29 protein-coding genes and 2 pseudogenes are annotated in these 25,266 nt (G+C 46.3%); 8 read left to right on the top strand and 23 right to left on the bottom strand.

Annotated features, from left to right (window positions below; translation table 11 throughout):
- Positions 1-63: 63 nt before the first annotated feature.
- From KNO78_RS03285 to KNO78_RS03260, 6 genes are all read left to right on the top strand, one after another.
- Positions 64-564, top strand: coding sequence for a hypothetical protein (locus KNO78_RS03285; RefSeq protein WP_214690996.1), 501 nt, complete (start codon positions 64-66; stop codon positions 562-564).
- 39 nt (positions 565-603) lie between these two features.
- Complete coding sequence (locus KNO78_RS03280; protein WP_074037933.1) at positions 604-1,125, top strand: DNA topology modulation protein; 522 nt, start codon at positions 604-606, stop codon at positions 1,123-1,125.
- Positions 1,122-1,472 (top strand): VOC family protein, encoded by a 351-nt coding sequence (locus KNO78_RS03275; protein WP_214690997.1) that lies wholly within the window; start codon positions 1,122-1,124, stop codon positions 1,470-1,472. The genes KNO78_RS03280 and KNO78_RS03275 overlap by 4 nt, the downstream gene beginning before the upstream one ends.
- A 160-nt stretch (positions 1,473-1,632) precedes the next feature.
- The gene (locus KNO78_RS03270; RefSeq protein WP_214690998.1) at positions 1,633-2,142 is read left to right on the top strand and encodes a P-loop nucleotide/nucleoside kinase family protein; all 510 of its coding nucleotides are present in this window, start codon (positions 1,633-1,635) and stop codon (positions 2,140-2,142) included.
- Between the two features lie 124 nt (positions 2,143-2,266).
- Positions 2,267-3,034: a transporter substrate-binding domain-containing protein gene (locus KNO78_RS03265; RefSeq protein WP_214690999.1), complete on the top strand. Its 768-nt coding sequence runs from the start codon at positions 2,267-2,269 to the stop codon at positions 3,032-3,034.
- Complete coding sequence (locus KNO78_RS03260; RefSeq protein WP_214691000.1) at positions 3,031-4,044, top strand: pyridoxal phosphate-dependent aminotransferase; 1,014 nt, start codon at positions 3,031-3,033, stop codon at positions 4,042-4,044. Before KNO78_RS03265 ends, KNO78_RS03260 begins: the two co-directional genes overlap by 4 nt.
- Positions 4,045-4,066: 22 nt before the next feature.
- On the opposite strand, the gene KNO78_RS03255 is transcribed toward KNO78_RS03260, so the two are convergent.
- Positions 4,067-4,621, bottom strand: a complete 555-nt coding sequence (locus tag KNO78_RS03255) for a maltose acetyltransferase domain-containing protein (RefSeq protein WP_285800627.1) — start codon at positions 4,619-4,621, stop codon at positions 4,067-4,069.
- 85 nt (positions 4,622-4,706) lie between these two features.
- Between KNO78_RS03255 and KNO78_RS03250 the strand changes: the two genes are divergently transcribed.
- Positions 4,707-5,630, top strand: a complete 924-nt coding sequence (locus KNO78_RS03250) for a DUF7916 family protein (protein ID WP_074037136.1) — start codon at positions 4,707-4,709, stop codon at positions 5,628-5,630.
- Positions 5,631-5,668: 38 nt separating this feature from the next.
- On the opposite strand, the pseudogene hisIE reads toward KNO78_RS03250, so the two are convergent.
- The 9 genes and pseudogenes from hisIE to KNO78_RS03200 form a co-directional block, all read right to left on the bottom strand.
- Positions 5,669-6,306, bottom strand: a pseudogene (hisIE, locus tag KNO78_RS15700) (bifunctional phosphoribosyl-AMP cyclohydrolase/phosphoribosyl-ATP diphosphatase HisIE).
- On the bottom strand, positions 6,255-7,022 hold the full coding sequence (gene hisF, locus KNO78_RS03235; protein ID WP_074037139.1) for an imidazole glycerol phosphate synthase subunit HisF: 768 nt from the start codon (positions 7,020-7,022) through the stop codon (positions 6,255-6,257). Before hisF ends, hisIE begins: the two are co-directional and overlap by 52 nt.
- Complete coding sequence (locus KNO78_RS03230; RefSeq protein WP_214691002.1) at positions 7,015-7,728, bottom strand: 1-(5-phosphoribosyl)-5-[(5-phosphoribosylamino)methylideneamino]imidazole-4-carboxamide isomerase; 714 nt, start codon at positions 7,726-7,728, stop codon at positions 7,015-7,017. Before KNO78_RS03230 ends, hisF begins: the two co-directional genes overlap by 8 nt.
- Positions 7,706-8,293, bottom strand: coding sequence for an imidazole glycerol phosphate synthase subunit HisH (gene hisH / locus KNO78_RS03225; RefSeq protein ID WP_078146782.1), 588 nt, complete (start codon positions 8,291-8,293; stop codon positions 7,706-7,708). Before hisH ends, KNO78_RS03230 begins: the two co-directional genes overlap by 23 nt.
- A complete protein-coding gene (hisB, locus tag KNO78_RS03220) occupies positions 8,290-8,877 on the bottom strand; it encodes an imidazoleglycerol-phosphate dehydratase HisB (protein ID WP_214691003.1) in 588 nt (195 codons plus the stop codon). The genes hisH and hisB overlap by 4 nt, the downstream gene beginning before the upstream one ends.
- Positions 8,864-9,880 carry a pyridoxal phosphate-dependent aminotransferase gene (locus KNO78_RS03215; protein ID WP_214691004.1) on the bottom strand — a complete coding sequence of 339 codons (1,017 nt, stop codon included), beginning with the start codon at positions 9,878-9,880 and terminating at the stop codon, positions 8,864-8,866. Before KNO78_RS03215 ends, hisB begins: the two co-directional genes overlap by 14 nt.
- The gene (gene hisD / locus KNO78_RS03210) at positions 9,877-11,094 is read right to left on the bottom strand and encodes a histidinol dehydrogenase (protein ID WP_214691005.1); all 1,218 of its coding nucleotides are present in this window, start codon (positions 11,092-11,094) and stop codon (positions 9,877-9,879) included. The genes KNO78_RS03215 and hisD overlap by 4 nt, the downstream gene beginning before the upstream one ends.
- On the bottom strand, positions 11,091-11,699 hold the full coding sequence (gene hisG / locus KNO78_RS03205; protein ID WP_214691006.1) for an ATP phosphoribosyltransferase: 609 nt from the start codon (positions 11,697-11,699) through the stop codon (positions 11,091-11,093). Before hisG ends, hisD begins: the two co-directional genes overlap by 4 nt.
- Positions 11,696-12,619, bottom strand: coding sequence for an ATP phosphoribosyltransferase regulatory subunit (locus tag KNO78_RS03200; protein ID WP_159562165.1), 924 nt, complete (start codon positions 12,617-12,619; stop codon positions 11,696-11,698). The genes hisG and KNO78_RS03200 overlap by 4 nt, the downstream gene beginning before the upstream one ends.
- A 110-nt stretch (positions 12,620-12,729) precedes the next feature.
- On the opposite strand from KNO78_RS03200, the gene hisJ reads away from it, so the two are divergent.
- Positions 12,730-13,548, top strand: a complete 819-nt coding sequence (gene hisJ, locus KNO78_RS03195) for a histidinol-phosphatase HisJ (RefSeq protein WP_214691007.1) — start codon at positions 12,730-12,732, stop codon at positions 13,546-13,548.
- A 151-nt stretch (positions 13,549-13,699) separates the two neighbouring features.
- Here hisJ and KNO78_RS03190 read toward each other — a convergent pair whose 3' ends face one another.
- The 13 genes and pseudogenes from KNO78_RS03190 to KNO78_RS03130 all read right to left on the bottom strand — a co-directional run bounded on the left by KNO78_RS03190 (position 13,700) and on the right by KNO78_RS03130 (position 25,160).
- On the bottom strand, positions 13,700-14,050 hold the full coding sequence (locus KNO78_RS03190) for a hypothetical protein (protein ID WP_078146776.1): 351 nt from the start codon (positions 14,048-14,050) through the stop codon (positions 13,700-13,702).
- A 199-nt stretch (positions 14,051-14,249) separates the two neighbouring features.
- Positions 14,250-14,825 carry a deoxycytidylate deaminase gene (locus tag KNO78_RS03185; RefSeq protein WP_078146775.1) on the bottom strand — a complete coding sequence of 192 codons (576 nt, stop codon included), beginning with the start codon at positions 14,823-14,825 and terminating at the stop codon, positions 14,250-14,252.
- A 50-nt stretch (positions 14,826-14,875) separates the two neighbouring features.
- The gene (locus tag KNO78_RS03180; protein WP_078146774.1) at positions 14,876-16,105 is read right to left on the bottom strand and encodes a toxic anion resistance protein; all 1,230 of its coding nucleotides are present in this window, start codon (positions 16,103-16,105) and stop codon (positions 14,876-14,878) included.
- A complete protein-coding gene (locus tag KNO78_RS03175; protein WP_012726129.1) occupies positions 16,089-16,811 on the bottom strand; it encodes a 5-bromo-4-chloroindolyl phosphate hydrolysis family protein in 723 nt (240 codons plus the stop codon). Before KNO78_RS03175 ends, KNO78_RS03180 begins: the two co-directional genes overlap by 17 nt.
- Before the next feature lie 198 nt (positions 16,812-17,009).
- The gene (locus KNO78_RS03170; protein ID WP_214691008.1) at positions 17,010-18,362 is read right to left on the bottom strand and encodes a sodium-dependent transporter; all 1,353 of its coding nucleotides are present in this window, start codon (positions 18,360-18,362) and stop codon (positions 17,010-17,012) included.
- A gap of 122 nt (positions 18,363-18,484) precedes the next feature.
- Positions 18,485-19,357, bottom strand: a complete 873-nt coding sequence (locus KNO78_RS03165) for a diacylglycerol/lipid kinase family protein (RefSeq protein WP_214691009.1) — start codon at positions 19,355-19,357, stop codon at positions 18,485-18,487.
- Positions 19,354-20,859 carry an ABC transporter permease/substrate-binding protein gene (locus KNO78_RS03160; protein WP_214691010.1) on the bottom strand — a complete coding sequence of 502 codons (1,506 nt, stop codon included), beginning with the start codon at positions 20,857-20,859 and terminating at the stop codon, positions 19,354-19,356. The genes KNO78_RS03165 and KNO78_RS03160 overlap by 4 nt, the downstream gene beginning before the upstream one ends.
- A 10-nt stretch (positions 20,860-20,869) precedes the next feature.
- Positions 20,870-21,586: pseudogene (locus KNO78_RS03155) on the bottom strand (ABC transporter ATP-binding protein); the annotation flags it as partial.
- Positions 21,587-21,693: 107 nt separating this feature from the next.
- On the bottom strand, positions 21,694-22,407 hold the full coding sequence (locus KNO78_RS03150; protein ID WP_251125235.1) for a 3D domain-containing protein: 714 nt from the start codon (positions 22,405-22,407) through the stop codon (positions 21,694-21,696).
- A gap of 238 nt (positions 22,408-22,645) precedes the next feature.
- Complete coding sequence (locus KNO78_RS03145; protein WP_214691012.1) at positions 22,646-23,098, bottom strand: GDYXXLXY domain-containing protein; 453 nt, start codon at positions 23,096-23,098, stop codon at positions 22,646-22,648.
- On the bottom strand, positions 23,095-24,279 hold the full coding sequence (locus KNO78_RS03140; RefSeq protein WP_251125279.1) for a DUF2157 domain-containing protein: 1,185 nt from the start codon (positions 24,277-24,279) through the stop codon (positions 23,095-23,097). Before KNO78_RS03140 ends, KNO78_RS03145 begins: the two co-directional genes overlap by 4 nt.
- A 16-nt stretch (positions 24,280-24,295) precedes the next feature.
- Positions 24,296-24,496 carry a DUF2187 family protein gene (locus tag KNO78_RS03135; RefSeq protein ID WP_012726121.1) on the bottom strand — a complete coding sequence of 67 codons (201 nt, stop codon included), beginning with the start codon at positions 24,494-24,496 and terminating at the stop codon, positions 24,296-24,298.
- Positions 24,497-24,536: 40 nt separating this feature from the next.
- A complete protein-coding gene (locus KNO78_RS03130) occupies positions 24,537-25,160 on the bottom strand; it encodes an NUDIX hydrolase (protein WP_260563706.1) in 624 nt (207 codons plus the stop codon).
- Positions 25,161-25,266 lie beyond the last annotated feature (106 nt).

Raw genomic sequence — 25,266 nt, 5'->3', positions numbered from 1 at the left:
TGTCTTTTAAAGGGTTCCCATTCTCTTATGCAGAAATAGTTTACAGTCTGAAAAGGTAAGGTGATGAAAATGCGTAGTCGTGTCATGGTTTATTTATTGATTCCTATCCTCATCTTTATTGGTATACTGATTACCCCACCTTCCGAGGAATCGCTCAAGCTCGCGACGATGACCGTCGTCAGCATCCAGGAGATGATTCCTTACGAAAAAGAGTATACGGCACAGAAAGTGCTAGAAGAACGATCAATGGACGACAAATCAGCCACCATCGAAGAATGGCGTCTCGAACAAGGGGCGAGAACGTCTTATAGTTATGTGCTCAGACTGAGAGGATTTGAGCATGTGACACAGATTGATGCAGGGGCAGCCAACACGAGATCGGACGGCTATTACGCGATGCAGGCGCATAGCCCTATCTTTGAGACGGATAAGCCGGTGTCCACGAACTATCCGATTGTCGTGTTCAGTTCGGAACAACGTCTTGTTATCGGACAGATGGACGTCCGGGTCATTTACGAAGAGGACGGTCAATTGAAGAAATGGATTGTATTGGAGGATGAATAAGAGTAGATGAGCAGCTTGACGATTGATAGCAATCTAAATATGAAACGCATCATGATCATCGGTTCTGGTGGTGCGGGGAAATCCACACTCGCCCGTCAACTAGGTGAACGATTACATCTCGATGTCTATCATTTGGACGCTCTCATGTGGAGACCGGGATGGGTGATGGCACCGAGAGAAGAACGAATCGACATCCAACAACAACTCGTGAAGAAGGATGAATGGATTATCGATGGAAATTTCGGGAATACCCTTGATTTACGACTACAGGCAGCGGACACTGTCATTTTAATCGATCTTCCACGCATCGTCTGTATATATCGCGTCCTCAAGCGAGTTGTCCGATATCGTGGTACGACACGACCTGATATGGGTGCATCCTGTGAGGAAAAACTCGATTTCGCATTCCTGAAGTGGGTTTGGAATTTTCCTGACATTCAAAAGCCAGAGATGGTCAAACGAATCAAACAATATTCTCACGAGAAACAGATCATCGTCTTAAAATCTCGGAAAGATGTTGAAAACTTCATTCATCAAATGAAAAGGCAGGAGTTTCTATGAACCCTATCCTTCACAAAATCGGTACCATTTTCATTCCGGTAAGTGATATTCAAAAAGCGCATGACTGGTATTGTGATTTATTTGATCTTTCAACAAAAGGAGAGATCTTATTCGACCATTTATATGTCATTCCATTAGAGGGTACGAACCTCGTTTTAGATAGTAAAATCTACTCAAAAGAGAACATCATCCAGACACCGCTGTTTCACTTAAATACGCACGATATTCATCAAGCTTATTCTTATATGACTCAACACGACATTGAGGTCATCACACCCATCGAGCACGAACATTGGTACAATTTTAAAGATCTTGATGGAAATGTCATCATGGTATGCAAATGTTAACATCGGACCAAACCTTTAATCAGCCATATCAGGTTATTCAGGTCGCTTGTATCGAAGATTACATTGAAGAACTGAGCCATTATAACAAGTAATTCAAGTTGTATGAGAAATAAGATTTACTCCTACTTAGATAAGAGGTGATCATCTGTTTTTTCTTCAAATGTTTGGAACACTTGGATCAGGAAAATCTACATTAGCTAAGCGAATCATCCAACATGTACATGCGGTCGTCATCGATCATGATGTTTCAAAGACCTCCCTACTCCATACGCTTCCTGATGGTAACTTCTCAGATGGAGAAATTGGGAAGATGGCTTATGATGTCGATTGGTCCCTCGCCGAGTATCACCTATCACTTGGACAAAACGTCATTCTCGACAGTCCTTGTCTCTATGATGAAATGCTCGATAAAGGGATAGCGATTGCCACCAATTACGGAGCGACTTATCGTTATATCGAGTGTCGTCATGAAAATTACAAAGAAATTAACGCACGACTTCGAAACCGTGTCAGACGACCGAGTCAAATTGATCAAATTTCGTATGAGAATTGGTCTAAGATGAATGAACACTGCAAAAGGCCTACTAACCATCCATACTTACAAACCTATACGATGGACAATCGGGAACTTCCGATTGAGCGAATTATGTCGTATCTTTTGGAAAACTAAGAAGAGAACGCTTTCATATAGGAAGTGTTTCTTTTTTTAATGATTTTTGTATATTTATTCTTTACAATTAATAATCATACATATACACTTAGTCTCATCTACAACAGGGAGGCATTATACAAATATGAAAAAATGGTTATTAGCAGGAACACTTATGATGAGCGCAGTATTACTCGGTGCATGTAGTCAAGAGACAGAAGGTGAAGCGACAGAACAAAAAACGCTCGTCATGGGGACGAGCGCCGATTACTTCCCATACGAATTCGTTGATACGGCAAACGGGGATGCGATTGTCGGATTCGATATTGAAATCGCAGAGACGATTACAGAACGTCTCGGTTACGAATTGAAGATTGAAGATATGGACTTCGGTAGCTTACTTGGGGCCTTGAACAGCGGGCGTGTCGACTTCGTCATGGCCGGGATGACGCCAACAGAAGAGCGTAAAGAGAATGCGGACTTCTCAGACATCTATCTATCCGCGACAAACTTGATCATGACAAAAGACGAGTCCCTTCAGGCAATCGAAGATTTGTCTGGTAAGAAAATCGGTGTCCAAACGGCTTCGATTCAAGAAAATATCGCTAAAGAACAAGCTCCAGACGCTGAACTCGTATCGTTGAACAAGATCCCTGAAATCGTTCAAGAGTTGAACACAGGTCGAATCGATGCAATGGTCATCGAAGACACGGTAGCACAAAAGTATTTAGACCAAGATGACAGCTTCTATACATTCGCTTTGAAAGAAGATGGCGAAAAAGGATCGGCTGCTGCCTTCAAATTAGATGATGAGTTACGAAACCAGTTCAACGAAGAGTTGAACAAGATGATGGAGTCAGGTGAAATCGATGAATTGGTGAAAAAATGGTTCTCGCTGGAGCCAACTGAATGAGACAAGTCGAGCTACCGATCTACCCCGTCGTTTATCCGACGGGACATCGGTTAAATCAAAATGAAAGTCAGTTCCCGTTACCTGACCGTATCAAGAGTCAGCTTGATTCGTTGACGTATCATGACTTACACGAATATCCGGTCGAACCGATCAATGAATTGTTCGAACGCTACGCTGCGTACGTTGGCGTCACACCCGAGCAATTACTAGTCGGTTGTGGGAGTGATGAGATGATTCATGTCGTGACGCAAGCATTGCTCGCACCACATGACATCGTCTTGTCTCCGGCACCTGACTTTTCGATGTATCCAATCTTCACGACCATCGCACACGGTCATCATGTTCAAGCCGTTGATTTATCATATGAAGGAATGGTAAAGGCGATTGAGACACATCATCCAAAACTTCTTCTCCTATCGAATCCGAACAATCCAACCGGAAAGCTGTGGACCGTAGAAGAGTTGACGCATCTCGCCTCACTCGTGCCGTACCTCGTGGTGGATGAGGCGTACATGGACTTCACACCGAATGACAGCATGATCCCGTTTATCGCGAAGCATCCGAATCTCATCGTCCTCCGTACGATGTCAAAAGCGTTCGGATTGGCAAACGTCCGAATCGGATTCATGGTGACGAATAGCGAGCTCGCACATTACTTCCGTCAATTCATACCTCCATTTAACATTAGCGGGGTGAGCGCGAAGATTTGCAACATCTTCTTAAAAGATGCGACTTATCTTCACGAAACAATCGAATGGCATGACAAGATGCGTCAAAAGTGGGCGCAAGCCTTTGAATCCATCGGTCATGTCCTCCCTGCATCGACAAACTTCTTGTATATCGAGTTAGAACAACCTGAAGCAGTGTGGGCCCATTTGACCGACTTGAACATACACACGTCGAAACAACCTACGGGGATTCGGATGACGATTGGTGATGAGACGGCGCTTCATCTTGCATATACAGCTATTCAGAAATACAAGCAATCAAGTCATGTCAAAAACTCCTGAACCACGCGTTCAGGAGTTTTTGTCAGTCGATCGTCTTGATCACACGTGCCGGATTTCCTCCGACGACTGTTCGAGATGGCACATCTTTTGTGACGACCGCACCGGATGCGACGACGGCCTCATCCCCAATCGTCACACCGGGATTGATAATCGCTCCTCCACCAATCCATACGCGGTCGCCGATGGTCACCGGCTTCCCGAACTCATATCCTGAGATCCGATCGATCGGATCGATCGGATGTGTCGCCGTATAAATATGTACACCCGGTGCGAGCATGCAGTCATCCCCAAACGTGATGGGGCAAATGTCTAGGAAGACACAGTCAAAATTCGCATAGAATCGATCTCCTAAGTGGATGTTATACCCATAATCACATTTGAAGTTCGGCTCGATATAATATGACCCTTTCGTCGATCCGAGTAACGCACCAAGAATCTCTTTTCGTTCTTCCAAATCATCGATTCCAGAACGATTGAATTGTTCAGTTAATCTCCGGGCATGCTTCCGATCTGCAACGAGCGTTTCATCACCAGCTAAATACAGTTCACCACGAATCATCTTTTCTTTTTCCGACATCATAATCCCTCCTTAAAATTAGTATAGAGGATTTTTCAAGGGTTTAGGGAATAGAGACAAGGATGAGCAGAAGGAGGCAGATCACATGAAACGAATACTGGAATGTCGAGCAAGTGATTTTATCACGTTTAATCGTCAAGATTTAATCGATTCGATTCGAAAAGCAGAAGGTCGAACGGTCATGGCCGAGGTCATCCCGACGGTGCAGCCGTTGTATCCAGAAGTGACAAACGCAGAACTAGCACGAGCATTCGGTGTCGACTTGATTTTATTGAACATGATCGATGTGTTTCATCCTTACATTAAAGGACTTGAAAGTCATGCATTATTCGGGGAGATGCCAGGTGATGAGATGAGCGATCATCCGATTCTCGAACTAAAACGACTGATTGGATTGCCAGTTGGAGTCAACTTGGAACCTGTTGATTTTTCAGAGAAGTCGTCCGAGATGAATGAAGTAAAACGAGGCAGACTCGCTTCAATCGAAGCGTTCCAAAAAGCATCGGAGCTCGGGTTTGACTTCGTCTGTTTGACAGGCAATCCGAATACCGGGGTCACGAATGAAGCAATCGAACAAGCAATCATCCAAGCACGTCGTGAATTCGCAGGGGTCATCATTGCCGGGAAAATGCATCAAGCCGGTGCAGGCAATGTGTTAGACCGCGACGCGTATATCCGCTTCGTTGAAGCTGGCGCAGATATCATCCTCCTTCCGGCTCCAGGCACTGTACCTGGCGTCCGTGAAGAATCGTTTCACGAACTCGTTCAGGAATTGCAAGTGCTCGGCGCTCTCACGTTAGCGGCGATTGGAACGTCACAAGAAGGCGCAGATGTCGAGACCGTTCGGGAAATCGCACTCTCTTCAAAACGAGGCGGAGCAGATATCGTGCATATAGGTGACGCCGGACTGTCCGGAATTGCCGTACCAGAGAACATTCAGGCACTATCCATTGCGATTCGCGGACGACGCCATACGTACATTCGCATGGCCGCCTCGGTCAATCGGTAACACAAAAGAGGAAGGAGCGCGTCTCCTTCCTCTTTTATTTACCATTCCGTGACGTCGCGACGTGGTTTCGCCGGTGTGGTAGTACCGTGACGCTTGGCGAGTAACGCTTCCACATCCTCTAAACGAACACCTTTGGCTGCTAACAAGACGAGTAAGTGATACAGAAGGTCGGCTGACTCTTCAACCAAGTCTTCATCCGTCATAGCAGCAATGACGACCTCAAACGCTTCTTCCCCGAACTTTTTCGCGATTTTTTCAACGCCTTGTTCCAATAAATAAGTCGTATACGAACCTTCTTTCGGTTCATTTTTTCTAGATTGAATCAATTGTTCCAATTCATGAATCATACGTTCACCTCCGTAAAGAAACAGCTTCGATTACCGGTATGACACGTCGGGCCATTCGCATGAACACGAACGAGAAGCGCATCCTGGTCACAGTCGATGTGGATGCTGACGACGTCCAGTGTATTTCCGCTCGTCTCCCCTTTCATCCAAAGCCGACCTTTTGAACGAGACCAGAACGTGACGACCCGTTCACGAAGCGTCTGTCGGATTGCCTCATCATTCATATATCCGAGCATGAGGACCGCCCCGTCGTCGTCTGAGACGATGATGGCGGGAATCAGTCCATTTTCGTCGAAACGAACCGCATCGGCAAGTTGTGACTCGTGCATACGTGCTTCACCTCTTCTACTGTCGTTTTTCGGTCATGTAAGATGGATGCAAGTAATGCGGCATCGACTTTCTCAAGCGCTTCGACTACGTGCTCGGCATTGCCTGCCCCACCGGATGCGATAATCGGAATGTCGACGACTTCACGAAGTTGTTCTAAAATCGCAAGGTCATAACCGCTCTGCTTTCCATCTTGGTTCATGGACGTGACAAGAAGTTCACCCGCACCGAGCGCGGCCACTTGTTTCGCCCATTCGACCGCCAACAGGTCCGTCTTCTGTTTTCCACCATATGTGTACACATAATATTCGCCATCTTCAAACTTTACGTCGATTGCGACGACGATACATTGTGAACCGAAACGATCGGCCGCTTCACGAATGAGACTTGGGGATTCTACAGCGAGCGTGTTCAACGATACTTTGTCCGCCCCTGCTTTTAATAGTGACGAGATATCCTCGAGTGAACGAATCCCACCTCCGACCGTCAGCGGGATGAATACTTTCCGCGCTACCGCACTGACGACATCGAGCATCGTCTGGCGACGCTCCGTACTTGCCGTGATATCGAGAAAGACAAGTTCATCGGCTCCGGATTCATCGTAATATTTCGCGATTTCGACCGGATCACCGATGTCTCGTAATTGTACGAACTCAATCCCTTTGACGACACGACCTTCTTTCACGTCAAGACATGGAATAATTCTGCGTTTAAGCATATCGCGCCTCCCATTCAATCAGTTCTTCGATGCTCACCTTACCGGACAGAAGTGCTTTCCCGACGACAGCCTCATCAATTTTCGCTATCTTCAGTTCCTTCACGTCCTCTTCAGTCGTCACACCGCCTGAGGCAATCAATGTGACGTTGACGATTTGACGTAACGCCTTCATGCGAGAAACGTTCGGTCCATTCAGTTTCCCATCAGATCCGATATCGGTATATAGAATCGTTTCGATCCCCCGTTTGACAAGGTCTTGAGCGACCGAGATGTCATCGAGTTTTGTCGCTTCCTGCCATCCGTTAATGGCGACCTTCCCGTCATAGGCATCGAGTGCCACAGCGATTCGCTTGCCATACTTTTCAATCGCCATGTCTAGAAAGTCAGGATCCGTAAACGCCTTCGTCCCTAAAAGGACGCGATCCGCACCGGTTTCCATGACCGCATCAAGTGCGGCTTCTGAACGAATTCCTCCTCCTGTCTGGACAAGGAACCCTAGAGACTTCGCATAACAGACAACGTCTAAATGACGCGGCTCACCTGCCTTGGCCCCTTCTAAATCAATCAAGTGAATCATCGGGACCTTCCCTTGCCACGCTTTTAATAATTCATACGGATCTCCGTATTGTTCTTCCGTAGAAAAATCACCTTCCGTCAAACGGACGATCTTGCCTCCAATCAAATCAATGGCGGGTAGTAATCTCACGCTCGACCGCCTCCTTCCATTCTTGAAGTAAGCTGAGACCAAATGTCCCGCTCTTTTCCGGGTGGAACTGCATGCCCGTCACGAGCCCTTTTTGAACGATTGCCGGAACTTTCTCACCCATATAATCAGCTGCCGCCACAATGTAATCGTCCGCCGTCACGGCATGGTAAGAGTGGACAAAATAGACATCCTCATCGCGAAGGATCGAGTTCCATCCGACGTGTGGGAGACGCTTCGCTCGCATCCGTTCGACCGTTCCCGGAATCAACCCGAGACCTTTTGTCGGCATACCTTCCGTGCTCGAATCAAACAAGAGCTGCATCCCAAGACAGATCCCTAAAAACGGCTTTTCCGTCGCCATCTGTTGCAATAGTGGGATAAGACCCGTCTGTTCGAGCGATTGCATCGCTTGCGGGAAGGCACCGACCCCAGGAAGTAAAACGGCATCCGCCTCTTCAATTTGATTTGCATCGTTCGTGATCACGACGTAGCAACCGATGGCTTGTAACGCACGTTCGACGTTAAATACGTTTCCCATACCATAATCGATGACCGCTACTTTCATCCTTCAATCCATCCTTTCGTAGAAGGGAGACGGTTCGTCCCATCGCTAGAGACCGCTTCGGCAAGCGCTCGTCCGAACGCTTTGAACAACCCTTCAATCATGTGATGTGAGTTCGACCCGTACAGAACAGAAAGGTGCAGTGTGAGTCGACCATTCATGGCAACGGCACGGAAAAATTCCTCAGCGAGTTCGGTATCAAAGTCACCAAGCTTCGGATTGTGAATATCTGCTTGATAGACGAGAAATGGGCGTCCTGACACATCAATGACCGCTCGCGCTAACGTCTCATCCATTGGCATGTAACTCGACCCGTAGCGGCGAATTCCGACTTTATCCCCGAGTGACTTGGCGATGAGCTGACCGAGTGCGATCCCGACATCCTCGACCGTATGGTGGGCATCGACCCACGTATCGCCTTCGACTTTCACGTCTAAATCCATCTGACTGTGAAAAGCGAGCAACGTCAACATGTGATCGAAGAAGCCGACCCCCGTTTGAATGGAGCTTTCACCCGTTCCGTCTAGATTTAATCGAATGTCAATTTTCGTTTCTTTCGTTTCACGTTTTAGTTCAGCTGTTCTCAACAGAATTCACCTCTTCAATCGTTTGTCGGATCAAGGCATACGCCTCGTCTGTCCCTGCACTGACACGTAGTCCATCGGGAAAAGCACGTACATGGACCCCTTTATCAAGGAAGCGGGATGCCCATCCTTCACTATCATCCGTTTTGACATAAATGAAGTTGGCACGGCTCGGTAAAATCTCACCGACTGGTCGTAACAACTCCGTTAACTTCTCACGTTGCGCCGTATGGAACTGAATCGACTCTTGAATATAAGATTCATCTCGTAAGACGACGTTGGCAACAGCGGCACTGAGACCACTGACATTGAATGGCGAACGGAAGCGGTCAATCTGTTCGATGATTTCTTCAGATGCAATCATGAAACCAATCCGGAGGTTCGCTAGACCGAACGCCTTCGATAACGTCCGTAAGATGATGACGTTCGAATATTCGTTCAAGCGAGACACAAATGAGTCCTTCATTGTGAAATCAATATACGCTTCATCCACAACGAGGTACGGTACACGTGTCGCAATGTCAGACAATTCGTCTAGTGTCCACATCTTTCCGGTCGGGTTATTCGGATTCGAGATCAAGACGAGTTTAGGGTCGGTTGTTCGAATGACCTCAGTCAACGTCTCGTAACGCAAACCCTGTTCGTCCGGTTGTGTGAAATGCCCTCTGGCAATTTGTGTATAGATGCCATACATCGAAAAGTCTGGGGCCGGTGCGACCACACGGTCTTCCGTATCCAAAATCGCCTGACTCAAGATGGCCAATAGCTCATCGCTCCCGCTGCCGACCATGAGTTGCGTCGGCTCGACTCCCGCATAGTCAGCATAGCTTGCTTTTAAAGCGAGCAATTCTTCGACTGGGTAACGGCTGAGTGCCTCGAGTGATACGTCTCGAATAGCTCGTTCGAGACGTTCAGGTAACGGATATTGGCTTTCATTTTGATTGAGCGCATATCCCGAAGCGGCATGAGGTACATAGCGTGGGATATTTTGATAATTTCGTCTCATATGTCCTCCATCCGAACAGCCATCGCACGGGCGTGTCCTTCTAATTGTTCTTGTTTGGCGATTCGAATCGCTGCCTTTGTAATCGTCTCATCCAGTTCTGTCATCTCAAGGAACGTCTGACGGCGATAAAAATCATCGACCGATAGTCCACTAGAGAAGCGGGCCGTCCCGCTCGTCGGCAAGACGTGGTTCGGTCCAGCGATATAGTCTCCAAATGCTTCGGCTGCCTCATGTCCGAGGAAGAACGAACCACCGTGACGGATCGCCCGCATCAACGCCTCAGGATCTTTGACGGCCAACTGGACGTGCTCCGCGGCCATCGTATTCGCGTACTCGATCGTATCCTCGATTGTCCGGTACAAGACGCCGCCACGCTTCAACGATTCTCTCGCAATGTCTTGGCGTGGTAATAGCACTAATTGTCGCTCAAGTTCTTGCTCGATTTGATCGCGGAGTGTTTCTGACGTGACGAGCGCAATCGCAGTCGCCTCGACGTCATGTTCCGCTTGTGCGAGCAGGTCGGCGGCAACCCACTTCGGGTTCGCCGTCTCATCGGCAATGATCAACACTTCGGACGGTCCGGCGACGGAGTCGATACCGACGATGTGTGAGACGAGAGCCTTCGCCGTCGCGACATATGCATTTCCTGGGCCGACAATCTTGTCAACTTGACGAATCGTTTCTGTCCCGTATGCGAGTGCTGCCACGGCTTGGGCCCCACCGACCAGAAAACACTCATCGGCACCTGCGATTTTTGCTGCAATCAAGAGAGAAATGTCAATACCATCTGCTTTTGGTGGGGTGACCATGACGACTCGTTTGACGCCAGCAACTTTCGCCGGAATGATGTTCATGAGGACGCTCGACGGATAGACGGCAGTCCCCCCCGGTACATAAACCCCTACCGAATCAAGTGGCATATAGCGTCTCCCAAGTCGGAACATCGTATCTTCGAACACATCGTCTTGTCGGACTTGACGCGCATGAAATGCACGAATCCGTTCCGCTGCTAATGTCAGCGCCTCTGTCAATTCAGCATATGCGACTGGCGGATTAAAGCGGGCCAAATCGACCGATTCGATTCGGTCGACCCCGTCGAATTGTTTCGTCCACTCAAGCAGCGCTTCGTCTCCGCGGGCCTCGATCGATTCCACGATCGGTTTCACGGCTTCGACCCAAGCTTCGCGCCTTGAGCGATTCGTTTCTTTACTCATGCGTTCTCCTCCTGACTCATCTTTCGAATCCAGGCCTTCAATTCGTCAGGCTGTTCTGCTAAAGCTGTCTCACTCGTGATGAATTTTGCATTGATTGAAAAAATCGTCTCGTATTCTTCCAAGTCGTTTGCAGCCAACGTCGCGCCTGTCTCGACGATGTCGACGATGCAATCAGCGAGTCCCGTTAACGGAGCCAGTTCGACCGACCCGTTCAACGCAATGACTTCTACGTTTTGTCGCTTCGATGCAAAGTGTGATATGGCGATATTCGGATATTTACTCGCCACTTTCAATTTCTTTGTGCCGTTGCGTCGAACTTTTGGACCACAGACGGCCATTCGACAGCGACCGAACGGTAAATCGACGACTTCGAGTACGCCTGGCGTTTTTTCTCGTAAAATATCACCGCCGACAATGCCAACATCTGCCGCTCCATGCATCACATATTTATAGACGTCGTCCCCTTTGACGAAAATGAATTCATGATCTCCTGCTTGTACCGTCAACTCACGTCCCCGCTTCTCCGGCCATACGGGTAAGTCACGTTCGACAAAAAATTGACGGGCTGCTTTTTCAATCCGACCTTTCGCGACCGCTACTTTCATTTGATCACCTCATCTAACTGTTCTAAATCGAGCGACATGCCGAACGCTCGTCTCGAGTGTCCAAAATGTCCATACAGTGAATCATAACGTCCTCCTGAAAGGACACGTTTGCCTTCAACACTTCCCGTCACGGTCAATCCTGAATAGTAATCAAAGTCTCCCGTTTGACCGAAATCGTAAGACACCTCTAATCCGATAGTACGTAAGTGTTGCACCGCCTCGTCCACTTCACCGATGGCTTCTTTTAAAGACTCCGGTGCCTCAGACCGTAATTCTTCGAGTGCAGAATTCCCGATTAAAAAGGGCAGCTTCGCAATCAACGGATAGCGATACGTCTCTGCTAATTCACGTAATGATTCTAAGTTTCGAAGTGCTAAGATTTTTCGGAATGTTCGTTCCTGAATCCCTGTCTCTTTCGCGATGAGCGAGATGACGGCTGCTGACCCAATTTTGATGGTCAAACGTTCGGTAGGCAGGACTCCTTCCGTCATATCGAGAAAGGACTCAATCAGATGACTGTCCTTCTCTTCGCCATCGACCCATTCGAGTCCAAGCTGTTGCCGTTCATGGGGTTGCCCGGAATGTTTGACCGTCCGACGATAGACGGCACCAGCGTAAGCGACACGCATCGGTTCATGACCGTCTGCTAACTTTCTTGCGATTTGTAGTGTATAGTCAGGGCGCATGACGAGAAGTTCCCCGTCGTTCCCGAACAATCGATAATAGGCTGACTCGTCAAAGAGCGCTAAATTTTGATAATGTGAATAGTATTCGAGAAGCGGTGGATCGATGACTGCGTAGCCGCTTGACTCTGCCTTCTCTAAAAATGACAACATCCATCGTTTTGGACGGATGACATCTCCTGATTGAAGTTCATACCAGCCTTCTGGAATCGAACCTTTTGAATTTGACCAAATCATCATAACCACCCTTTATCTTGTTATCACTTTACCAAACTAAAGTATTGTGTTAAATTTATCAAACAGAGAAACACCTGTCAACCAAATGAACTGAAAAGGACGTGTAATCGATGTTTGACTTTACCCACGATGGCCATGTGCATACCCCTTTTTGTCCACACGGTACAAATGATCCGATTGAACACTATATTCAAGTCGGAATCGAAAAAGGCCTGCAAACGATGACGTTCACAGAACATGCGCCTTTCCCCCTATCGTTCACCGACCCGGTCCCGAATCAAGACTCGGCGATGTCGATTGATTTACTTCCAGAATACCTCGATACGTTGCATCAGATGAAACAGCAGTATCAAGCGGTTATCGACATTAAAGTTGGATTAGAAGTCGACTTATTGCCTCATTTAGAGAAAGAGACCATTGCCTTACTCAAGCCTTTCGCACCATTGATTGATGAAGTCATTTTATCGCAGCATTTCCTATATAGAGATGGCGCCTATATGCCGATTGATTATTCTGCCGAGACGTTTGATGAACTCGTCAAAGCGTTTGGCTCATTCGAGAGCGTCATGAGAGCTTATTATGAGTCGATTGAACAGGGTCTCTCATTTTCGTGGGAAGACATCCGTGTCGCTCGTATCGGACACCTCGATCTCCCGATAAAGTATCAAAGAAACTATGAATGGGACCGTTCAAAAGTAAAAGAGGAAGAAGTACGTCTGTTACAGGTGATTGCCGACCGGGGATTCGGACTTGACTTCAACACGGCCGGACTCAGAAAACCGGATTGTGGGGTACCTTACGTCGCCGGACTTGCAAAATCCGCGAACGACCTGCACATCCCCTTCACGATGGGTTCGGATGCGCACCTCGCTCAAGATGTGGCGGCTGGATTCGACTTCATTGAACAAAAAAAAGCCACGTTCCTATGAACGTGGCTTTTTGACAGCGATCTAGCTATCTAGATCCCCATGCTTATGGTTGACAACGATATGGCGTTCCATTTCTTCATCTGTAAACATCATACCATAACGAATAAAAGATGCAATAAAAAATTGGGTGAAATGGTTCACCCAATTGAGATCACATTGCCGCATATAATGTTTTCAAGTCGTTTGTCGCTTCCTCGTCCATTTGAATGGCCACGAGTTCAACGTATTGGAGCGCTGGATCTTGATCTTTCGACAATGCGACAATCTCAGCAGCCGCCTTATCTAATGCCAACAAGATTCCTGATACACCAAGCGTCGGATAGTATCGAAGGAGTGCACGAACATGTTTAATCTCTGATACTTCATTTCCGTTAATGGTTAATGATTTGACGGCAAGCTCCTTGTGCATGCCAATCGCAAATTTATCTTCCCACACTTCTTCGAGTGTGATCAACGCCTCTACTTCATATGCACCATCTGTAAAGCGAACGAGTTTTTCCATGTGTAAATTCCCCTCTCTTGAATCTACTTTTATTATATAAGAGATTTTAAAGTGTATATTGTGAAATATTGAACATTATGTGTAAAGTTTGTCTCACCTCATTTTGAACAAAAAAAAGGCCCCTCCGAGGAGGGGCGAATAATGGAAGAGTAAAACACCATTGGCAGTACATTAATAATATATCATCTAATGAAAACGTTTACAATGTATTTTTGTACATTTTTTCAAGTGGCATATGTAACACTTCAATCCCGCTTTCACGCATCAATTCTAACCCATCCCCATGCTCATAACCGACAGCATAAACGACTCGCGCGACGCGTGCCGCAATTAAGGCGAGTGAACAGGCATGACATGGTGAATGCGTGACATACGCCGTCGCACCAAATGCATTCGTTGAATCGGCAGCGAGTTTTCCAATCGCGTTGATTTCCGCATGGATTTCATGTTGCTTCGACCAGTGATGGTGATCATATGGGTCTGTACACTTGATATATGTCACACCATCTCGGATGAGTCGTGCCGGTTCGTTGATCATATCGAGATCCGTCGATGCAACATAGTCGGCATGCTTATAGAACCCATCTTCTTGCTTGATATAGATTTCATTACAGTTCGTATGACCAGATGGTGTACCATTCAGGCCAATTGAAATCGGTTTTTCGTCTTTTACAATGACACAGGCCACACTCTTCGATGCACACTTTGAGTGCCGCTCGGCCATCATATCAGCGAATAATAACCACGTCTCATCCCACAATCGTTGCTTCTCCACTCAAGTCCCTCCTCGTAGAAAAGGAAAGTCTGATTGCTCAGACTTCCCCCTTAGTATCCAGTGTCCTTTGGTAGTTCTTTATTTTTCGAAGCGATTTCGATGACCTTCTCCTTCAATTCGTGCTCCATGCGGTCAAGTTCGCGCTCGGCGTCACGACGTTTTTGCTTCCCTTCTTGCTGGATGCGTAACGTTTCATCCAACGTAGAGAGTAAGTTCTCGTGAGCGACTTTCAGTGATTCAACAGAGACAATCCCTTTTTCATTTTCTTGAGCGATTTCAATCGATGAATCTTTGAGCATCTTCGAGTTCTGCTCAAGCAGTTGATTTGTCGTCTTCGTCACGTCCTGCTGCATACGAAGTGCCGTTTTCTGGCGCGTCAAGCTGAGTGCAAGAACGACTTGGTTTTTCCAAAGCGGAATCGTGTTGACGACCGCTGACTCGATCTTTTCAGCAAGGATTTGGTTATTCTGCTGAATGACTCGAATTTGAGGTGCCATTTGAAGGCTGATGGTACGACTCAATTTTAAATCGTGCAACTTTTTCTCAAAACGGTCCGCTAATTGAATCATATCGTTCAATTGTTGAAGCTTCGATTGATCTTTAGAAATTTCTACTTCTTGACGTAACGGGGCAATCTCGTGTTCCCGTACATGGTCAAGTTTTGTCTCACCCGCGGCGATATAGACGTTCAACTCTTCGAAATATCGCTTGTTCTTATCATACATTTGATCGAGCATCGTGATGTCTTTCATGAGACCGAACTTCGCACGATCGAGGTTATGGATGACCTCTTCCAAATAGACGTTCATTTTTTCGAACTGAAGCTTATAGTTTTCAGCCTTCTTCTTCGCACGACCGATGAGCGGAATGTTATCCATGAAACTCTTTTTTTCCGGTTGAAGCATATCTGGGTCCATCTTACGGACGTTTTGCATCAAGTCAGACAACAGTTTACCGGCATCGCCGCCATCTTTCATCCGCACTTCCGTCAAAATTTGATCAGAGAATTGGGAAAGTTCGCGCTGGACATTCGACCCGAACAACATAACAGAGTCTGTCTTCTTAATATCAATGGATTCAGCCAATCGTGTGATGCGCTCGCGATGCTCTTGAGGCACGTCTGGTTTCGCTTGAATAGCTGGCACTTCATGTGACTGTGTAACGGATGACCATTCGACAGATGGATCACTGAACCCCTCCGTCTCCGTTTTTGTTTTCGTATCAGAAGTCAGTTCTTCTTCCGGCCATGACTGCCAGTTCGTTTCATTCGATGAAGTCATGTTTCTTTCTCCCTTCCGGCTGATCAGACAAGACGCGCTCCATCATGATCAGTTCACGTTCAAAGTCTACGGCGTCATCTTCAAGGAGACGTCCGCGTTGTTCTTTAAATTTATCGACAATTAGTCGCATATTTGTGATTAATTGTTCCCGAGTCTCTTCTTGAATGACGACTCGTTTTCCTTCAAGCTCTTTAAATTTCAAGACGACCGAGACGAGGGAATCTAAATAGAATGTGAACAGGTCTCGAACATGCTTTGCGTCTTGTGGATTTTCGAATAATTCTTCGAACAATTCGTGCGCTTCTTTCGAGACGGCCTTCATTTCACGCCTCACTTCTACATCTTTAATATCTGGAAGAACACGGTCGATTTGTTGTAACTTCTCATATCCTTGCTCAATCGTCCGTTGCAAAAATTGAAGCTCTAAATCGTCTGTCGCCTCGAACTGTCGCGTAGGCATCGGCTCTTCGATTGGTTTTAAAATCCTCGATCCAGAAAACGATTCTTCCTCATCGAGTAACAGTTTCTTCTTAGCACGTTTTGCCACCGTTGTCGGTGTACGTTGACGATGTTTGCGCTTGTTCGTCGACCATACTTCATTCAAGACGAGCGCCCCTACAATAATGAATAACCAGGAGAAATCGAATACGTTAATGGCAAAGTATATGACTGCCCCTGTCAGGGCCCATTTCATCCATGTTTTCATTCTTTTCACCTCATCTCATGTTACTTCTATTGTACATTACGAAACCATTCAACAAAAGTTTCGTCATCCCTATCATTTTAGCATAATAAAATTCGTCGATACCTCCGTCCACAGGTGTAGAATCAACTACCTATATCGACTACTTTCCCGTTGCGAGACGAAAAAAACCGTAGACTCATAGAGTCTACAGTTCGTTTGTTACGTGGTCATCCATGTTGAAACCATAACAATCGCGACAGTTACAGGAATGACATAGCGAATGAGTGCATGCCAGATTGGGTACAGCTTCACACCAGGTTTTGATGTTTCGATTTCATCCTTTAAGACGCGTTGGTCAACGATGTAACCGACAAAGATGGAAGTCAAGAGTGCACCCGTCGGCATTAAAATATAGCTGACGAGATAGTCCATCGTATCGAAGAACGTCCGACCGTTCCAAATCTGTACATCACTTAAGAGTCCGAATGACAGCGCGGATGGTACTCCCACGATGAAGACGAGAAGAGCGGCTGTCACCGTCACTTTCTTTTTCGTCCATGATGATTTCTTTTCATTTAGACGATCGGTCACACCTGCGACGACGACTTCTAACATGGCAATCGATGATGTAATCGATGCAAAAGCGAACAATAGGAAGAACAAGACCATGAAGAATCCACCGAGCGGTACTTGATTGAAGACTGCCGGTAGAACGACGAAGAGTAACGCCGGACCTTCAGCCGGATCAAGACCTGATGCAAAGACTGCCGGGAAGATGGCTAGACCTGCTAAAAGTGAAACCGCAATGTTCAACAAGACAATCATGTTAGCCGACCGGTTCAATGTTCCTTTCGTCTTTATATAGGACGCATATGTCAGCATCGCTGCCACCCCTAACGATAAGGAGAAGAACGCCTGTCCGAGGGCAAACAATACCGATTCGCCAGTCAATGCAGAAAAGTCAGGCTGTAAGAAGAAACGAACGCCTTCCATCGCTCCGTCAAGCGTCAACGAGCGGACCACGAGAACTAAGAAACTGATGAACAAGAGTGGCATCAAAATTTTACTCATTCGTTCAATCCCTGCTTCAACGCCACGTAAGACAATTAAGAGTGTGATTAAGAGGAACAAGAATTGTCCGAGCACGGCAATTTCAGGTGTCGATACGACGTTCCCGAACACCTCACCAAATTCGTCAGCCGAACGTCCACTGAGCGTCCCACTTAAACCGAGTCCAATATAGATGAGGACCCATCCTCCAATGACACTATAGAAGGAAAGTAACAAGAAACAAGCAAGGACACCTAAGTAGCCGATAATGGTCCAACGGCCATGCCCTAACTGTTTGAAAGCAAGAAGCGCAGTCTTTTGAGTCGAACGTCCGACAATGAATTCTCCAATCAATAATGGCAGACCAAGTAATAATGTGAACGCCAAAAACATGAGTAAAAAGGCACCGCCCCCGCTCGTTCCGGTGACATATGGAAACTTCCAGATTGCACCTAAACCGATTGCTGACCCTGCGGCAGCTAGTATGAATCCAATTTTTGAGGCGAATGAATTTTGCGCCATGTTTACCCCTACTTCCTCTTTTTCATTTCATTTTCATAATAATAGTGAAATACTAACACGGTTCCAAGATGAGGACAACAAAAAAACAGAGAAAAGTCTGAATACTTTTCTCTGTTGATGCTTTATGGCGTTAAAAAGGTGAGGGCACGCTCTCGGATTCGGATCGACAATTTGTCTGCTTCGAAGTGCTCCCCATCGACATCGATGATTTGTGGCGCATTCAATTCTAGCTCGATATGAGAAGCCTGGAAGTGATTCCACTCCGCCGATTTTTGATCAAGACCGAGTTGCTGGGCTAACAATTGACGAATCATCGGAAATCCGATTGCCGAGCTGTGTACCACTTCTAACAGCCCGTCCGAAAACGATTGCGTCTCCAGTTTCGTCGGTACGGTCCCAAGATAGCTCCCGTTTCCTACATATAGAAAACTGACATCCCCTTCATAGAGCATCTCATCCCCACGTCGCAATCGAATTTCGAACGGGTCGGCTTCACGAAATTGGCGGATGGTCGCTAAAAAGTAGCCAATCGAACCTAACGATTCTTTCTCATTCGGATCGATTTGACGTGATGTGTCTGCAATCAATCCGACTCCGACGAAATTGAGGGCATACATCTCATCAACTTGAATGACGTCTACATGCTGTTCATGATGCGACTTGATGACACTTGCCGCTTGTGTTGGTTGAATCGGAAGTTCAAGTGCCCGAGCGAAATCATTGCACGTCCCGGCAGGAATGATGCCGACTGTCGGACGCTCGTCGCGCTCTAAGGTCATCAACCCATTCACTACCTCATTTAGCGTACCATCACCGCCAATGACAATCAGATGGTCGAACGGTTTACTTTCTTTCGCGAATCGAAGCGCATCCCCAATTTCCGATGTTTTCTTGATGATGATTTCTTCATAGAGCGACTCAATCGTTCCGATGACCTCTCCGAGCATCGTTTCGCTCGTGCCGGACTTCGGATTCGAAATAATCAAAGCTCTCATAGTAACCCTTCCTGTTCTAAGAAGTCTTTCGCTACATCGTATGCGCGTTCATTTCCGTACGCGACACGTCGATTCAATTCAGACATCTGTTCGTCTGTGATTTTACCTGCGAGCTGATTGAGCGCATCCTCGATTTCTGGATACTCTTCAAGTGTCTCCTCTTTCATAAGCGGTGCTCCTTGATAAGGCGGGAAGAATTGTCGGTCGTCTTCTAAAACGACGAGGTCGTTCTCGGCGATATCAGGGTCCGTCGCATAAGCGTCGACTAGATTGACATCCCCTCGTGCGATGGCGCGATAGCGCAATTTTTGCTCCATTGAGACGACAGACGGGAAATCAAGCCCGTACTCGTTTTGAAGTCCTGGATAACCGTCTTCACGGTCGGTGAATTCAAGTGTAAACCCGGCTTGAATATCAGACTGTACGTTTCGTAAATCTGAAATAGCCGTAATGTCTTCCGCCTCTGCATAGTCACGTGGAATCGCGAGCGCATACGTATTGTTAAACTGCATCGGTTCGAGCATCACGTATCCGTCTTCTGCCAGTGCCTCTCTCGCTTGTTCGTAAACTTCACCGGCATCGTTTGATTCAGGTGTCTCTTTGACGAGACTCGCCAGTGCCGTACCTGTAAACTCCGGATAAATATCAACGTCTCCAGATTGGAGTGCGCCCCATACGAATGTCGTCTCCCCGAAATTCGGTTTCACAGATACAGTCAAATCTGTTTCTTCTTCAATCAACAACTTATACATATTCATTAGGATTTCCGGCTCTGGACCAAGTTTACCGGCAACGACAAGGTCTGTTTCTTGCGAACGACCGAACGCGAGCGGTGTGACGATGACCAAGGCGAGGACAGTAGAAACAGCAATCAATTTCGCCTTGTTTCGAGTCGCCGTCGCACCTTCCATCTGACGCAACAAGAAGTCAAATAAGAGTGCCAAAATCGCGGCCGGGATGGCCCCGAGTAAAATTAAGTAATTGTCATTCCGGTTAATCCCGAGCAAAATCAGCGTACCGAGTCCACCTGCTCCGACTAAAGCAGCGAGCGTCGCCGTACCGACAATCAGAACCATCGCGGTCCGGATACCAGCCATGATGACCGGTAAAGCAAGCGGGAGTTCAACTTTCATCAAACTTTGATTCGGCTTCATCCCACAAGCTCGAGCGGCTTCAAGCAACGATTTATCCACTTCGTTTAAACCGGTGAACGTGTTTCGTAAAATAGGTAGGAGCGCATATAAGACAAGCGCAATAATAGCAGGTAATGCCCCGATTCCAACGAGCGGAATCATCAAACCAAGTAAGGCAAGCGACGGAATCGTTTGAATAATCGCAGTGACACCAATGGCGGTTTCGGCGATTTTCTTACGGCGCGTCAGCCAGATTCCCAATGGTACGGCAATCAATACGGCAATCAATAGCGATACGACAGAGAGCTGCAAGTGCTCAATCAGTGCCTCGACAAGCTGTCCTTGTCTATTTTGGAACGTCTCAAGCATCTAGCTCACCTCTTCCACGTTGTGTAAATTCTAAGACGAACGGATCTTCACTCGCCAAGATTTCTTCTGGTGTACCGACTAGCATGAGTTCCCCATCACGCATTAACGCGATGCGATCACCAAGCTTCATCGCTTCTTGCATGTCGTGTGTGACAAACAAGATCGTTTTGCCAAGTTCGTCATTCAAGCGCTTAATATCATCTTGCAATTGACCACGGCTGATCGGATCAAGCGCAGAAAAGGGTTCGTCCATGAGGATGACGTCCGGGTCTGCAGCTAAAGCACGCAACACGCCTACGCGCTGCTGTTGACCTCCTGATAATTCTGCTGGCTTTTTCGAGCGAAGTTTCGGGTCGAGACCGGCAATCTTCATCAATTCGGTCACACGGTCTTTCGTTCGTTCTTTTTTCCATTTCAAAAGCTCAGGTACGACAGAGATATTTTCTTCCACTGTTAAGTGAGGGAATAATGCAATCTGTTGGAGTACATAACCGATGTTTCGACGTAACTCAAAAATATCGAATTGATAGATTTCTTTTCCATCAATTAAAATTTTTCCGTCCGTATGATCGATTAATCGATTGACCATTTTCATCGTCGTTGTCTTGCCACAACCTGAAGGTCCGATCAATACGAAGATTTCTCCTCTATTTACTGTTAAGCTTAATTCTTTGACGGCTAACGTCCCGTCTTCATAACGTTTTGATACATCACGAAACTCAATCAACCTGATCCCTCCTCAACTATTTCCAAAATGGAAATTCAAATAGTAATTTGCCCGTTTCTCTACTTTGTTAAACAAAAAAAGGCTCTCCTAATTGGAGAACCTGATTTTTAGTATAGCGTTACTTCAATATGTCGACGCCCCCATTGGATCGCGTCCTGTTTTGAATCGACGAGTAAATCGACGATATGTCCTTTTATTCTACCACCTGTATCAAGGGCAATCGCATCACCGACACCTTGGATGTGGACTTTTGACCCTAAAGGAATGATGGCTGGGTCGACGGCGATAATTCGCATTCCGTTATAATAAATCGAATCAGTCACATCATGACCCGTGGCCGTTAATACACGACCGCCGTACGCCTTGTTATCCGCAACATCATTTGAATAAGCTGTCGATTCGACTGTAATGACTTTTTTAGATGTAGATACTGGTGTTGCACTGACTGATTGAGTGGCAGAAGCCGACGTTTTTGCAGCTGTTGCCTGTTCCGCTGCTTTTCGCTCTTCCTCCGCTTTTCGTTCTGCTTCAAGTTTCGCAAGTCTTGCTTTCTCTGCTTCTTCTTTTGCTTTCTCTTCCGCAAGACGTTCTGCTTCGATCCGTTTCTCTTCTGCGATGCGTTTTTCTTCAGCAAGTTTCTTTTGGCGGGCGATTTCTTTTTGTCGTTTTTCTTCAATTGCTTGGCGTTCTAGTTCAAGCGGGTTTTGTACGATTTTTTGTTCTGTCCCGATTCCGATCTGAGCAGCATCTGCCTGATCCATGAATGTGAACAGCCCCATCATCGTAGCTCCAATGACGATCATATATTTTAATAATTTCATCGTAGTAAGGTCATCACCTTTCTCGTTATGTAACGAACAGATGTTAATTTACCACGACAAGTCCCGTCAAAGTAGTGATTTTATAGAAGTGAAACATTCCTGACATATGGCAAAAAAAGTGGTTACAGATTGTAACAATTGAAATATACGTTGATATTCCATGGGTTCACAAAAAAATTACAGATTCGTTACAATCAATCGTGTAACAAACCTGTAATCTTCCTGTCATGATTAACGCTTATTCATTTGGCTCAATTTCATACGTTCTGAGCATACCCCACGGTGCGACATCAACTTGAACCGTGAACGATTGCTTACCTTTTATCGCATCCATCTCATCTTCCGACACACGATACGAACCCATTTCTTCTATATAAAGAAGACGATTATAATAGTTTGCCCGAATACCACCAAAAAACGGTTTCGACTCAATTCGATCGATGACAGCATATCCATCTTCCCCTTCTTTAAAGGAAACATATACCGTTCCGGTTTCGACATCTTGTCGTCCTTTGAAGGCATCATATTCGAGATAGATGGAATCCCCAAAATAAGGGTCATACGGTTCGAACGAAGACCCTTTAAACGTGTACGTCTCCCCGACCCACGATATGGCATAGACAAGAATCACAAAGACGATGGCAATCAAGACTTGAGCAACCGGGACAAGCCAAACAGAAAATCGTTTCATGTCGTCACATCCCCTCTCGTTCGATTACGCCACCATAGTGCGAGTGACAACGCAAAGACGATTAACGCACCAATCAAGAAGAAGAGTGAGATGTCGAGCCGATCCCACACGTAGATGAAGTAAATTGTCATTTGAACGATTAAGAAATAGATGAAGGCGAAAATTGTCGGTCGTCGTGTCACGTCTTGGCGAATCAAGTAAGCAAGTGCAATCACTTCGATGATGATTGCCAGTAAAACTCCTGAATCTTCAAAGAGTGCAAATGGGATAACTGCCAGCAGACTTACCCACAGAAGATCATTCCGTCTATGAATCAAATAGACGGCAACGAGTGCAACCGACAAGAGTGTCGCTTCAATGACGGAAGGCGGTCTTTGAGAGAGCCAACTTTCTGTCACGTTAATTAAATAACCAATTGATAGAACGGCCGCAGTGAACAGATACGTTGCTTGCCATGCGGCTTGTTTTCGATAGAATAAGAGCAATGCATGCAAGATGACGAGTGACCAAAGCGGCCACAGTCTTCCCTCATAATCGATATACTGGCCGAAAATATTGAGAAGGCCATAAAAGGTTAGCCATGCGAACGTGCGGTCCAACGATTCATCGACGAAATGGAACCATATCCATGTCACGATTAGAGCAATCCCAATCAAAATCAGCCCGATGCTTTCGAAACTATTGGTGATGGCTAAAAATGCAGCGATTGCGGTGATCATGGAGAATATGACGTGCTCATACAAGATGCGATGAAGTACTGCCATCGCAAAGATAATCCAGAACAATAGAGTCAATTGGCCAGACAGATTATACGTCGTGAAGATGACCGCCATGGTCGCGATAAAGAAAACGAACCCTAGTACACGTAACAGCGTGACATATCTTGGTGTTTTCAAGCGAACCCGCTCGGCAACGACATAGAATCCAACCATAAAAAGAAGAAACAAACCGATTTTCAAAAGGTCGGGAATCGCTTGCCAGTTGGCTGCGACGAAACTGAATAGGCTAAGAGCCAACAAGATCGATCCGACAATGACCAAAACGGGCGGCTTGTGGTCATGTTGCTCACTAGCCGCCCGTCGTTTATGTTCATAGTCGACTAGTCTTAACCCCGTCGCTTCATCCAATAAACCCGCCTCTTGCCATTCACGTACTTTTTTGTCAATGGACACCTGAATCATCCCTTTCAGAAAAAGGTCAGCTGGCGCGTTCAATCAATTCCAATTCTGATTTTAGTAAAACTTGTTTCTCGAACTCGAGTCCGAGCTGTTGAAACTCTTCCATAATCGAGACGTCACCGATCACAGTATTGGTCAGTACGGCGGTCACTTCAGCGACCCATCCTTCACGAGTCGACTTCACGATATCACCTACGAGGAATTCTTCAGACACACCCATTCACTTCCAATCTAAATTTGTTTCTATCATTATAACGAAATTATAACCGTTTGAATACGTTTTCTTTTATCCGTTTAATAAATTGTGTCAAGAATTTTCCAGTAAGTCCCCAAATGATGTAGTCTTCATGCTCATAAAAAGGTTCTCTCATTTTAATTACCCGTTTTTCGTACGCTTTAGCATTCGCCAATCGATCAAGTGGAATATTTTGATCCGGACTCATCGTCCATTCCATTTCTCCGTGGAATGGATCAATCATGAGTAATGTGGAAATCGGTACGGTAAACAAATGATCGACCTCATCCGTCCCTTCTACACTTGGTACTTCCGATAGGATTCCGACAAACGGATAAATCAATTGGCGATGCGGCGTAGCAAGCGGTCGCAATTTGCCTACGACCTCTACTTTATCTGCAGAAACCTCTAACTCTTCACAAGTTTCTCGTATTGCTGCTTCAACGGGCGTCTCTCCTTTTTCGAGGCGTCCTCCTGGAAATGATATCTCCCCAGGCTGCTGTCGCATCGTGTGAGCTCGTACTTCAAACACGACGTGCCAATCCTGATCAATCTGAACGAGTGGGATTAACACTGCAGCTGTTTGTTCATAATCTTCATCCATTGTAAAACTATCTCGAATCTGTTCTTCTGTGATCCATGGCTGCACAATGTTCACTCACCTTCCATCATCGAATATCATATACCGCTCTATACCCTACTTTTCGTTTAGTCGCTGCCAATGTCGGAAATATCATTATTAATGATAGGAGTTG

Source organism: Exiguobacterium sp. s132 (assembly GCF_018617235.1).
Lineage (GTDB): Bacteria > Bacillota > Bacilli > Exiguobacteriales > Exiguobacteriaceae > Exiguobacterium > Exiguobacterium profundum.
This window is presented reverse-complemented; position numbering and strand designations above follow the sequence as displayed.